General features: G+C 62.2%; 12 protein-coding genes. 8 read left to right on the forward strand and 4 right to left on the reverse strand.

Features of this window, described 5'->3' with window-relative positions; translation table 11 throughout:
• Positions 1–87 precede the first annotated feature (87 nt).
• The 7 genes from gltX to argA all read left to right on the forward strand — a co-directional run bounded on the left by gltX (position 88) and on the right by argA (position 8548).
• Positions 88–1395 (forward strand): glutamate--tRNA ligase, encoded by a 1308-nt coding sequence (gene gltX, locus NZ740_00320; protein MCS6770452.1) that lies wholly within the window; start codon positions 88–90, stop codon positions 1393–1395.
• A 71-nt stretch (positions 1396–1466) separates the two neighbouring features.
• Positions 1467–2198 carry a DUF502 domain-containing protein gene (locus NZ740_00325; protein MCS6770453.1) on the forward strand — a complete coding sequence of 244 codons (732 nt, stop codon included), beginning with the start codon at positions 1467–1469 and terminating at the stop codon, positions 2196–2198.
• Positions 2195–2989 (forward strand): DNA repair protein RecO, encoded by a 795-nt coding sequence (gene recO, locus NZ740_00330; GenBank protein ID MCS6770454.1) that lies wholly within the window; start codon positions 2195–2197, stop codon positions 2987–2989. Before NZ740_00325 ends, recO begins: the two co-directional genes overlap by 4 nt.
• A gap of 10 nt (positions 2990–2999) precedes the next feature.
• Positions 3000–4205, forward strand: coding sequence for a hypothetical protein (locus tag NZ740_00335; protein ID MCS6770455.1), 1206 nt, complete (start codon positions 3000–3002; stop codon positions 4203–4205).
• Complete coding sequence (gene glgX, locus NZ740_00340) at positions 4202–6310, forward strand: glycogen debranching protein GlgX (protein MCS6770456.1); 2109 nt, start codon at positions 4202–4204, stop codon at positions 6308–6310. Before NZ740_00335 ends, glgX begins: the two co-directional genes overlap by 4 nt.
• Positions 6311–6532: 222 nt before the next feature.
• Positions 6533–7228 (forward strand): zinc metallopeptidase, encoded by a 696-nt coding sequence (locus NZ740_00345; GenBank protein MCS6770457.1) that lies wholly within the window; start codon positions 6533–6535, stop codon positions 7226–7228.
• A gap of 33 nt (positions 7229–7261) precedes the next feature.
• Positions 7262–8548 (forward strand): amino-acid N-acetyltransferase, encoded by a 1287-nt coding sequence (gene argA, locus NZ740_00350; GenBank protein ID MCS6770458.1) that lies wholly within the window; start codon positions 7262–7264, stop codon positions 8546–8548.
• Here the strand turns inward: argA and rfbD are convergent.
• The 4 genes from rfbD to NZ740_00370 form a co-directional block, all read right to left on the reverse strand.
• A complete protein-coding gene (gene rfbD, locus NZ740_00355; protein ID MCS6770459.1) occupies positions 8530–9420 on the reverse strand; it encodes a dTDP-4-dehydrorhamnose reductase in 891 nt (296 codons plus the stop codon). The two genes, argA and rfbD, sit on opposite strands and share 19 nt — an antisense overlap.
• On the reverse strand, positions 9417–9995 hold the full coding sequence (locus tag NZ740_00360) for a metal-dependent hydrolase (protein MCS6770460.1): 579 nt from the start codon (positions 9993–9995) through the stop codon (positions 9417–9419). Before NZ740_00360 ends, rfbD begins: the two co-directional genes overlap by 4 nt.
• A 7-nt stretch (positions 9996–10002) precedes the next feature.
• Positions 10003–10971: a TlpA family protein disulfide reductase gene (locus NZ740_00365; GenBank protein ID MCS6770461.1), complete on the reverse strand. Its 969-nt coding sequence runs from the start codon at positions 10969–10971 to the stop codon at positions 10003–10005.
• Between the two features lie 256 nt (positions 10972–11227).
• Positions 11228–11788 (reverse strand): DNA-deoxyinosine glycosylase, encoded by a 561-nt coding sequence (locus NZ740_00370; protein ID MCS6770462.1) that lies wholly within the window; start codon positions 11786–11788, stop codon positions 11228–11230.
• Positions 11789–11846: 58 nt separating this feature from the next.
• Here NZ740_00370 and NZ740_00375 point away from each other — a divergent pair, with 58 nt between their 5' ends.
• On the forward strand, positions 11847–12527 hold the full coding sequence (locus tag NZ740_00375; GenBank protein ID MCS6770463.1) for a hypothetical protein: 681 nt from the start codon (positions 11847–11849) through the stop codon (positions 12525–12527).
• Positions 12528–12603 lie beyond the last annotated feature (76 nt).

Consider the following 12603-nt stretch of genomic DNA (forward strand, 5'->3'; position numbering starts at 1 on the left):
ACCGTGCCGACCAGAGCAACCCAAGCGGATTTGGCGTTGTGTCGCCTCCCGGCCCGATGCATGCTGACCCGCCAACAAGGTGAACCCATGACTCCACGCGTTCGATTCGCCCCCAGCCCAACGGGCCATGTCCACATCGGGAACATGCGGGCGGCCATCTTCAACTGGCTGTTTGCTCGCCACGAGGGCGGCCAATTCCTGTTGCGCATCGAGGATACCGACAGGGAGCGGTCCACGCCCGAAGCGATCCGGGCCGTGCTGGACGCGATCGACTGGCTCGGTTTGCACCCGGATGGCGAGCCGGTCTACCAATCGCAGCGGCGCGAGGCGCACCTAGCCGCGGCCGAACAGCTCCTCAGGTCGGGTCGGGCCTACAAACTGGACAAGGGCGGCACCGGTAAGGGCGAAGCTATCCTATTCAAAATGCCCGGGCGGGATATCGCGTTTCACGATGCGGTCAAGGGACCTATGAAAAAAGCTGCCGCAGACATGCCCGATTTCGTCATCGTGCGGTCCGACGGTCAGCCGGTGTTCCATCTGGCTAATGTGGTGGATGATATCGAGATGGGCATCACCCACATCATCCGCGGCGATGACCACGTCGAGAACACCTTCCGCCACATCGCGCTGTTTGAAGCGCTCGGGGCGCCAGTCCCGACCTATGCCCACCTTCCGATGATCGTCAACGCGCAGGGGAAGCCCTATTCAAAACGCGACGGCGCCGCGTTCGTCGGCGAATTTCGCGAGAACGGCTACGAGGCGGACGCGCTGTTCAATTATCTGGCTCTGCTTGGATGGAACCCCGGCGACGAGCGCGAGATCATGTCGCGCGAGGAATTAATCGCCTCCTTCACGCTCGAACGCGTCCAATCCAAACCGGCGCAGTTCGATTTCAAAAAATTCGAGTGGATGAACGGCGAGTATCTAAAGCGAATGCCTCCCTCCGCCTATCGCGAAAGGTTCCGCAAGGAGCTCGAGGCGCATGGCCTGTGGGACCCCTCTGTGACCGAAGACTATCTCGACCGCGTCTGTGCGCTGCTGCGCGAACGCGTCAAACGCTGGGCCGACGTGCCGCTGCAGGCCGGCTACTTTTTCACCGAACAGTATCCATTCGACGCGGACGCCGTCCGGAAACGCCTCCAGAAAGAGGGGGCCCGGGACCATCTTGTAGCACTGCGCGAGGCCTTTGCGGCCCTGTCGGACTTCGGCTCGGCCTCGATCGAGCGCGCATTGCGCGAGACGGCGGAGCGGCGCGGCGTGCCCGCTTCTGACCTAATCCATCCCCTGCGCGTTGCGGTCACCGGACTGGCAGGGGGACCGGGACTCTTCGAACTTCTCGAAGTCTTGGGGCGTGACCGGGTCCTCGCGCGGCTGGATCGAAGTCCGCCGACCTGATGACACGGGAACCGGGTCGGCGCTCGCAAAATGGCCCATCAACTCGGGCGAAATGTGTTATAATTCCGCATATGTCCCGATCCATTTTCCGCCCCATTCGAACAAACATCATCGTCGGCCTGATTCTGGTCACGCCGATCGTGGTCACGGCTTTCGTCGTCAACTGGCTGTTCACCTTCATCACAAACCGGGTGCTGATCTTCCTGCCCAAATCCCTTCGCGAGGGCGATCAGGAACTGCTTTGGCGGATCGTTTCCCTGGTGATCGTGCTGCTCCTGCTATTCCTGGTCGGTTTGTTCGTTCGGAACATCCTTGGGAAGCGAATTTATAAGCTCGGCGACCGGCTCTTGACGCAGCTTCCCTTGATCAACCGGATCTACATTGCAACCCGCCAGATCATCACCTCGTTGGTCCAGCAGCGGAAGACGCTCTTCCAGGAGGCGGTCGTCGTCGAGTATCCTCGTCCCGGTATTTTCTCGGTGGGGTTCATCACGGCGGTGGTTCCAAATGAATACACGTGGGCCATTCGCACCGCGGCGCCCGATGAGGAATGTGTTTCGGTTTTCATTCCAACCACGCCCAACCCTACGTCCGGCTGGCTCTGCCTGGTGCCCCGCTCGAGTGTCAAAAAGCTGAACATGAGCACGGGTGAGGCCATGCGGCTCATTGTGTCGGGCGGCGCCGTGTTCCCCGGCCGGGAAATCGACACCGGGTCGGCCTCACTCGTCGAGCTGGTCCACGAATTGATTCACTCCGATTCTCCCCAGGCGCCCAATTCCACGCCGCGCAATCCGACCACGTGATTCTCAAGACACCGGCCATCGCGCTCCGCCGATACCCGTTCTCGGAAACCTCGCTGGTCATCACGTGGTTGTCTCCGGATGCCGGACGCCTCCACACATTGATCAAGGGGGCTTTCCGGCCGAAAAGTCTGTTCTTTGGCGCCGCCGATTTGTTCTACACCTGTGAGCTGGTCTACCACGATCGAGGGCCGGAGGGACTCGCAATCGCCCGCGAAATCTCGCCGCTCCGCCATCGCACGCCGCTGCGGTCGGACTGGCGTGCTTGCGCGGTGGCATCCTACCTTTGTGGCGTCGTTGCCAAAATCGTGCCGCGCGGAGCCACGCGAACCGACCTGTACCACTGGCTCGAGGGCGCGCTCGACGAGCTGGTTTTGCGCGGCGGCAGTCTTCCGCGGCTGTGTTCGCTGGAATTGCGGCTGGCGCGGGTGCTGGGACTTGGGCCCCGCCTTGAACGATGCATACGTTGCGAGTCATCCCTGCCCGTCTCGGGCTACGTGTGGTTCTCCGCTCCCAACGGCGGCTGGTTTTGCGAAAATTGCGTCGTCCGCCTGAAAGGTCCACGCCCCGCGCCGATCCCCTCCGCCGTCATTCACAGGCTCATCGATTGGGAGCGCGCCGGAGACGCCCTCATACAGCCGATCCCGCCGTCGACCATTGATGCCGCGAACCGGCTGGTCGGATCGTTCATGGCCCACCACCTTGACTGTCCGGCCCCGATGCGTATGGCCGCGGTCGACATCCTGAGCCGACAACCGCCGCCCCCTGTTGACCTGCAAAGAACCGTTCGCTAAAGCTGGCTTTATGACCTCTCGCATCTACCCCGCCACGCGGGCCCTGAGCCGTGCTGTTGTTCGGATACTCCTTCTAGTGGCCTCCGTGGTGGGAGCCATTCTGATTATTGAGATCATCCGGGCTGCACTCCTTTTCCGCCGCACGGGGCCTGTGGCGTTCTACGGATTTATTGCCGTTCTGACCGTCGGCCTGGTGTATCTCGCGATCCGCCTCCACTTCTGGCGCTCGCGCGGTATCGTGTTTCGAGCGCCCCCCCGCCCGGGCGACAAGGCGACATTTCGCGAACTAAAGACCTTTGTCCGATATCTCATCCACCTGCTGAAGCGGGTGGCGGATCATCCCAACCTGCCGCCGGCCCAGTCGCGCGACGCCCGCCAGCGCGCCTACGATCTCGAAAGCACCCTCGCATCTCACCCCCTCCTCGATGATCTTCGTCGCGGCATTTCCCGCTCCGAAACTGAAACCTGGAAGCCGCTGCTCGAGACGCTCGACCGCAACGCCGTCGCGTTCGCGCAGTACAAGATGCACGCGGTGGTACGCGACGCGATCGAGCCACCCTTCCCCATCGGCAATCCGGCACTCCTGGTTTACCATCAAATCACGTTGATTTGCGGCCTGGTCGACTGTTACCTGCCGCGCGCAACCCTCCGGGAATACGGCCGCGCGCTCGTCGACGTCTGGCGGGTTCTGACCGGCGGGGACTATTTCCGCATCGGCCAGCGGTTATTCGATGGCGTCTACAGGAACAGCCCGCCCATGGGGCCGGCCGCGTCCGACCTTGCCCAGGCGCTCTCCGTCATCTGGCTCACGTGGACCACGGCCCAGGTCGTGATGCACCGCTGCCGCACGCTGGGCCGCTGGACCGTCGACGACGCGATCCAGCACATCGACCGATCCGTCGTCGACTCGCTGATGGTCACGCGGGATACGCTCATCGAGGACGTTTTGCCCCTCATCAAACTCCGCCTGCGCCACAGCCTCGGGCCGGCAGTCGCCGATGCCGCCGGCTTCTCCGAGCAGGTCATCGAGGGCATCGTCAAATCCGTGGACAGCGTCGTCCAAGGGCTTCGCACTCGGTCGCCGGAGCAGACCGTCGAAGAATCGCGCCGCTCTCTCCGAGCGGCTTCTCTGCAAGAGGAGCGAACCCGCCAAATTTCCTACGTCTATTCGGCGCCTGATGAGCGGCGACGCCGAGTAATGCCCGCCGAGCCATGACCACCCGCCGATCGCGCATCATCAACACCGCCGGCCATCTCCTCCCCAGCGTGCCGATGCCCGTCCCTTACGGCGCGCACGTCGTCGAGGACGGCGTTCAGTTCACCATCTTTAGCCGACATGCCACACGCGTCTGGCTGATGCTGTTCGACGCGCCCGACGCAGTCGAACCGATCGAGGAGTTTGAGCTCGATCCCGAACACAACCGAATCGGCGACGTCTGGCACATCCATGTCAAAACCGCCCGCGAGGGCATGTATTACCTCTACCGCATGGAGGGCCGCCCGCCCCCTGGCCACAAAAATTTCTTCAACCCGGACCAGTGGCTGCTCGATCCCTATGCGCAGGCCGTCTCCCGGCCACCCGGCTGGGGCGATCCTGGGGGCATTACCCCCGGTCAGCCCATTCTCAACGGGCCCTATTTCCCAAAAGGCATCATCGTCCGCGATGAATTCGACTGGTCAGACGACCGAACGCTGAAAATCCCACTGAGCGAGACGGTCATCTACGAGGTCCACCTGCGCGGGTATACTGTTCACCCCTCTTCAGGTGTTTCGCATCCCGGCACCTACCGCGGGTTCCGCGACAAGATTCCTTACCTGCAACGCCTCGGAATCACCGCCGTCGAATTCCTCCCGATCCAGGAATTCAACGAAATGGAATATTTCCAGGAAAATATGCGCCGGAAACACCTGCGCAATTTCTGGGGCTATTCGACGCTCGCCTTCTTCGCCCCCAATGGCCGCTATGCCGCCGGCGGCGTCTACGGCCAGCAGCTCCAGGAATTCAAGAAACTTGTTCTTGCGCTACATCGCGCGGGCATTGAGGTGATCCTCGACGTCGTCTTCAACCACACCGGCGAAGGCGGCGACGGCGGCCAGACCTACTCCTTCCGCGGCATTGACAATTCCATCTATTACATGATGGACGACTCCGGCCGGCACTACCTCAATTACACTGGTTGCGGAAATACCGTGAATTCGAACCACCCCGTCGTCCGCGAATTCATCATGAATTGCCTCCGCTACTGGCACCTCCACATGCATGTCGACGGCTTCCGTTTCGACCTCGCCTCCATCCTGACGCGAGGACGGAACGGCGAGATTCTCCCCAACCCCCCTCTCGTCGAGCAGATCGCCGAAGATCCCGCCCTGCGCGACTGCAAAATCATCGCCGAGGCGTGGGACGCCGCAGGCGCCTATCAGGTGGGTTCATTCCCAAGCGACCGATTTTCAGAGTGGAATGGCCGTTACCGCGACGATGTCCGCAAATTCTGGCGCGGGGATCACGGCGCCCTCGGCGCCTTCGCCACCCGACTGGCCGGCAGCGCCGACCTCTACAACCGAAACGGCCAGTCCCCGCTGAAATCCATCAATTTCATCACCTGCCACGACGGCTTCACCCTCCGCGACCTCGTCTCTTATGACCACAAACACAATGAGGCCAACGGAGAAAACAATCAGGATGGCGAACGAAACAACCACAGCCGCAACTACGGCGCGGAGGGCCCCACGAATGACCCCCGCATCCAAGCCATCCGCCTGCGGCAGCAGAAAAACTTCCTCGCCACCCTGTTCCTGTCGCAGGGCGTGCCCATGCTGCTCGCCGGCGACGAATTTTCACGCACCCAACAGGGCAACAACAACGCCTACTGCCAGGACAACGAAATCTCGTGGGTCGACTGGAACCTGCTGCGGGAACACGGCGAACTGATGGAATTCACGCGCCGGCTCATCCGCTTTCGAAAGGCCCACCCCGCCCTTCGTCGCACCCGTTTCCTATCCGGCCACCATTTCCGCGGCGGCGCGGACATCGCGTGGTACGGACGTGACGGCCGCCCGCCCGACTGGCACCATGACCAGACCGTCGCCTGCCTTCTCAACGGCTACAAGGAGGCCACCGGCGCGTCGGCCGATGACGACTCGCTGTTCATGATCTTCAACGCCTCCGAGCACCCGGCCCGCTTCCACCTGCCCTCTCCGCCCGCGAAAGCCTGGCAGCTCGAGTGGACCACCCAGGAAACGGACCCCGAGTGGTCCCGGCAGCACGGAATCATCACGGTCGAAGGCCGATCCGTCACGGTCCTGTCGTCGCCGATCTCCTGATTGGCCGCCGCCGCGCCGTAACTCCCCCAGCAGGCACTCCTCCGAATCCGTTTCCATCGTATGGAAAAATGTTGTCTCGCGCCTTCCATGCCATGGAATTTCCATGGCATGGAAATTTTCCGCCCCATCATCGAACCGGAAGCCGCTTTAGGTGAACGCCGGTTCCCCTTGCATGTCTAATCGGTCGGATTACTTTATCAGGCAACTGAGGAGTAACTGACCATGATGATGGATCCAATTTACTGGCTGTTTGCCCTGCCGGGGCTCGTACTTGGCCTCTTGGCCGCCGCCCTGACAAGGGGGACTTTCTCCAAGTATGCCCAGGTCGGGGCGCGCTCGGGGTTGACCGGCGCGGAGGCGGCGCGCCAGATGCTCGAATCCCAGGGAATTTACGACGTCGAAATCCACGAAACCGAGGGATTCCTCTCCGACCATTATGACCCGCGAACCCACTCGCTCCACCTGTCGCCGGACGTTTACCATGGCCGTTCGCTCTCGGCGATCGGCGTGGCGTGCCATGAGGCGGGGCATGCAATGCAGCAGGCTCATGGCTATGCATTGATGAGCCTCCGGTCAGTGCTGCTGCCCGTGACGATTGCTGGCCAGAACATTGCGCCGATCCTGTTTGTGATCGGCGCCGCGACAAACATGATGGGATTGATTCACCTCGGTCTTTTGCTCTTCTGCGGGGCCGTGCTGTTTTCCATCGTGACGCTGCCCATCGAATGGGATGCCAGCGCACGAGCCAAGGCCTATATGGTCAACTCCGGCATTGTGACGGCCGCAGAATATCCGCATGCGGCCAAGGTCCTGAACGCCGCGTTCCTAACCTATGTGGCCGGGGCAGTCACCGCCGTCTTGCAACTGCTGTATTTCCTCTTCAGGCTCGGCTTGCTCGGGAACCGCAGGGATGAATAAATAAGGTCCGCCGAGACCCGGCGGGCCTTTTCTATGAGAGCATCGGACCTACGCGGCATTCTCCGCTATACGGCGCGGTTTCGAGACCGGCTTTTCGTGCTGAATGTGGACAGCGCGGTTCTCGCGTCCGACAATTTCCGAAATCTCTTGCTCGACATCTCGGTCCTGCGCAGCCTGAACATCCGCATCGTACTCGTGCACGGGTGTTCCGTGCACATCCGCGCGCTGTCGGAAGAGCTCAACATCCCCGTGTCCGACTTTGAAGGCATGGGCATCACAGACGCGCAAACCCTGCGCATCTCCATCCTGGCCGCCCACCATCTCGCTCATGAAATCCTTGAGGGGCTCGCCGACACCGATCAACGCGCCGTCATCACCAATGCAATCATCGCGCACCCGGCGGGCATCTTGAATGGCGTCGATCACCTCTTCACGGGCCGGGTTGAGCGCGTTGACGCGGAGTTTCTCAACGCTCTCCTCGAGCAGGAAATCATCCCCATCGTGCCGCCGCTCGGGTTCGACGGAAATGGCCAGACCTACCGCGTCAACTCTGACGGCGTCGCACTCGAGGTGGCTGAGGCCCTCCGCGCCGCAAAGCTCATCCACGTCACCACGAATAACGGCGTGCGGGAGGCCGGAAAGTTGAGCGCGCAGTTTTCGATTGAGGAAGCTGAAGAGTACATCCGGAAGTACCGAGACGAGCTTCCACCCGCGATGCTGTCGAAGCTGCAGCACGGCGTGCGCGCCTGCCGCAACGGGGTCCAACGCGTCCACATCATCGACGGCACACAGGACGAGGCGCTGCTGGGCGAGATTTTCTCAAACGAGGGCGTCGGCACCATGATTCACGCCAACGAATACGTCGCGATCCGCCCCGCGCGGAAAAAGGACGCCGGCGTGATTATGAAGCTGATCCGGGATTCGATCGAGCAGCAACAGCTTCTTCCCCGCACGCGAAAATCGATCGAGGAGCGGATTTCCGATTTTTTTGTTTTCGAGATCGACCGCAACGTCGTGGGTTGTGTCGCCCTGCGCCAGTTTCCCGGCGAGGCGGAGGATTGTGCAGAGCTCGAATGCCTCTATGTTGCCGAAGCGCACGAGAACCAGGGCATCGGCGCGAAGCTCATGCTCTTCGTCGAGGATCTGGCCCGCGAGCGCGGCGCGAGGCGGCTGCTCGCCCTCTCGACACAGGCGTTCAACTATTTTACGCAAAAGGGCGGGTTTCGGGAGGGCACGCCCGATATGCTGCCCCCCTCGAGGCGCGCGCTTTACGAGAAGAGCGGGCGCCGATCCAAGATCCTCTACAAGGATCTCGCCTGATCCGAGGCGCTCGCGCGCACGGCGGCCGCCAGCGGTTCCTCGGCCAAATATGCGTCCAGCCCGTCCCGCCAGTGCGGAAGCCCGCGCCCGATCAGCCGCTGCAACGCGCTCGTGTCGAGAACGGAAAACGCGGGCCGGCGGGCTGGAAGCGCCAGCTCGGCGGCCCGCCGCTGCAGCACGCGAACTTCAGGCCTTGTGCGCGCGGTGATCTCGCGGGCGAATTCCCACCAGGAACACCATCCGCTTGCAGCGGCGTGGAGAATGCGCACGGGCGGTTGAAGCGCGGCCAAGTCGAGCAGCGCCTCCGCGAGATGGCGCGTGTACGTCGGGCATGAAACCTGATCATGGACCACACTCAACTCCTTGCGGCCGTTCTCGATCTGTCGCAGGATCGCCTGAACGAAATTCCGACCGCCCACCCCGAACAGGGACTGCGTGCGCACGATCGTTGTGCGGGCGCCCGACTCCAGAACGCGCTGTTCTCCCTCCAGTTTGGTCTCCCCGTACCAGTTCAGCGGGCGGGGCGGGTCGTCCTCGCGGTATGGGGCGCCCTTCTCCCCATCGAATACGTAGTCCGTGCTGATCTGGATCAGGTAAATGCCACGCTCGGCGCACGCATGAGCGAGAAAGCCCGCGCCCTCGGCGTTGACCCGACGGCATGCCTCTCGTTCCCGTTCGGCGTCGTCCACACGGGTAAAGGCGGCGCAATTCACCACAACATCCGCCTCGGGAAGCCGGGCTGCCAGACGATCCGGGCAGGTGATATCAAAGGTGGGCCGGCTCAAGATTTCCACCTCGTGCCCTCGGCGACGGGCGGCCTCGGCGAGATCCCGCCCTAGCATGCCCCTCCCGCCGACGATCGCGAGCCTCATGCTGGATTCTCCACCCGGCGGCGCCCGAACCGCCACTTGACGGCGACCGCGGCGAGCGCGATCGGCAACGTGACAACCATCTCAATCCCGACCGCCGCCGCATTGTGCCACTGAATGAAGTCCGACCACTCCCGCTTCCGCAAGTTCCAGAAAACGCTCACGGGCGAATGGACAGAGGCATCGGAGATCGGCCACCACAAGGGAATGCCGAACGGAGGGCGGCGGTCATCCGTAAAAACATCCGCAATCAGATGCGACAGACCCGCGAGAAGGAGCCAACCGAACGCGGCGATTCGATCCTCGCGCCGCCACCCGAACGCCATCGCGGCGGCGAGCACCGTGACAAAAAGGATCGAATGGGTCGGTCCGTGGTGAAAGGCGTTGAGATCACCGACCCACAATCCTGGGAGATAATCGAGATCCGGCGCGTTTGCGGCGAACACGGCCGCAGCGAGTGCCTTTCGATCGCCGCGCAGCGCGAGCGCGTCTCGCCATGAGCCGGGAGCATCTCGCGGCAAAGCCCACAGCGCGCCAATGGCAAGCCCGAGGATGCTGTGCCCGACCGGCGAAGGCATAGAGATGTTAGCGGGCCATGGCTCGGCGGACAACCTCGGCAAGGTCGCTGCCGCGCAGATCTCGGGCCAGGATCACGCCGTTCGCATCCAGCAGAAAATTGGAAGCCTGTCCGTGGAGTCCGAGCTGGCGCGGGAGTTCGTTCTCGCCATATACGATCGTCCACGGCAGCCGTTCGGTCTGCACAAATCGTCTCAGGACTTCCGTGTCGCGCCCGAGCGCTACGCCGACGATTTCGAAGCCCCGGTCCTTCCATGTTGCGTACAGCCGCTTCAACGTCGGCAGGTCGCGCGCCCAGGGCGTCCATTGAGGATGCCAGAAATCAACCAGAACCACTTTGCCGCGAAGTCCAAGGATCGAACCCCGACGCCCCGAGGCATCGGTCCATTCGAAGTCAGGGAATAAGTTGCCGGGCGCATAACGCGAGCGGTCCCGCGCCGCCTCCATTGCAGTCACGGAGGTCGAATCGGACCCGCGGGCAAATGGGCGGGCGATGGTCATCGGCGTATTGCGGCCCTCGTGAAGGAAGACAGGGAAATCCTCCGCATCGTAGTTCGGGTTCCGACGAAATTCCTCGATGGTCCGCCTGACGCCGTCGGCGTCGCCGAGCCGGGCGAGATAATCAGCTTGCTGGATGAAGAGCCGCCGAACGGAGGGCAGACGCTGTTGCCCGTATTCCCTCTTTGTATCCTCAATCACCCGGAGAGCGGCCACAAGGTCCCGGCGCATGTCGGCGAGGGCCATCGCTTTGACCGCCCGTGCCTGCACCACGAGGTCGGAATTGCCGTTTGCGGCCGCTTGCGCGGCAACCCGGTCCAGCTCCTGCATCGTTTCCTGCCATTCTTTAGGGGAATACGTCCCGTGGCTCATCGCCTGAAGCTGGCTGAGCACACGATTCAACTCCGGCGCGTTCTGGGCACGGGCCGGCACTCCTAGAATCGCAGCCGTCGCCAAAGTAAGAAGAAGAATCCGTTTCATAAAGTCTTGCTCCTAATACTTGAATCAGCGGACCAATATGCCACACCGCACCTTGGTTGCGAAACGCTTTTGCATCCGCCTTATCAGAACTTTTTGACAAGCCTCTCGGCGAACTCGTTTGACTCGACCGATATAAAGTCGTGACCGATGATAAAGTGCGAATCTCCCATCGATCCGACCGCGAAATTGGTGCAGCCTTCCTAAAAAAAACGTGCCGATTCCCACCACATAGATCCCCCGGGGATAGATCGGAGCGTCACACAAGCGCTTCCGACAACGCCTCTCGCCAAGCTTTCAGTTTCTCAGCGAAAGGGCGGCTCGCATGAGCCGGGCTGGTCGACGGCAGCACGGCGAACCGCAGGCGGTTCTGCTCGAGTAATTTCGGAAAATGGCGCCTGAACAGTCGCAGCGCGGGTTGTCCGTTGAAAAGCACGCACCGGATCTCCGGACACCTCTCGAGCAGGCCGGGGATGTCGTTGGGCCGTTCCCGCCGAATCTCGGAATCGGCGCTTCCGCGCCGATGCGCGTCCCCAACCACATCCCACAGGGCGATGCGCGCCTCGCGGAGCCGCTCGAGACGGACCTCATACGGCAAGTCGGGCGTCGCGCCGACCAGACAACCCATGATGGGCCAAAAGTGGTTTCGAGGGTGCGCGTAATATCGACCCGCGCTCAACGATGCCTCGCTGGGAAGCGTTCCGAGGATCAGGACCCGGGCTCGCGGATCCGCTACAGGGCCGAAGGACCGGGCCCGCGGGCCCCGCGTCGTTGGCGCACGGCTGTGAAACGGCTTTCGTTTGGAGAGCGTTTGATTCATAACCAGGCAGGTGCGAATCAATCGTACCGTGTCCCGGCAGATGAACATGGCGGAAGCGATGGCCATGGCGCAAGGGTTCGTCTTGTCGGCGTGGGCGCTTTTGCTCTGGGCCGCCTTCGAGAGCAGGCTGGTTATGGTCCTTCCGGGGTTTCCGATCGAGTTGCCGCCGTCGACGGTGCCCGGCGTGGTCTGGTTAATTGCAGCCCGTCGATTTCGGGTCGCGGCCGGGAACGCCCCCGACTTGAACGGAGCAGCCCAACTATTTTTTATCGCCGCACTGCTGCATGCCTATCTCATCCCCTACCTAGGGTGGTGGCATACTGTCCACGTCCCGTGGTTCAAAGGATTTAATCGTTTTCTGCTGGCGATCTCTATCGGGGCCGGATTTGTTTCTCTTTTTCAGCTCGCATCCGACTGTGCACGCCGACTGGACGATAAGATGTTGCTGGCTGAAATCCGGATCGGCGCTGCCGCTGTGCCTAGCTTGGCCCTACTCTTCGCCGCGCTAATACGATGGAGCGCGATCAGGGCGGGCGCTCCAGAAAGCGGCCTGATCGATTGGTTTGAGACGCTTCGCCAGGCGCCCCACGCGCCACGCCTGTCCGCCGCTCTGGTGATCGTGGCGCCGTTGTCTCCGGCAGTGTTGGTCTTGTTCGAGCTCGAGCGTCGCATCCGGCTGCATCTGGCAGGGCACGAACACGAGAAAAATGACTCGCCGCTGCCCAACCAGGCGGGGTAAAAATCCGCTATGCCATCAGGCCGTGGCCATCGCGTGTGTCGTCCCCTCGCCTCAACGGCCTTGCTTGCATCCGCCC

The sequence above is a fragment of the Kiritimatiellia bacterium genome, assembly GCA_025054615.1.
GTDB lineage: Bacteria > Verrucomicrobiota > Kiritimatiellia > CAIVKH01 > CAIVKH01 > JANWZO01.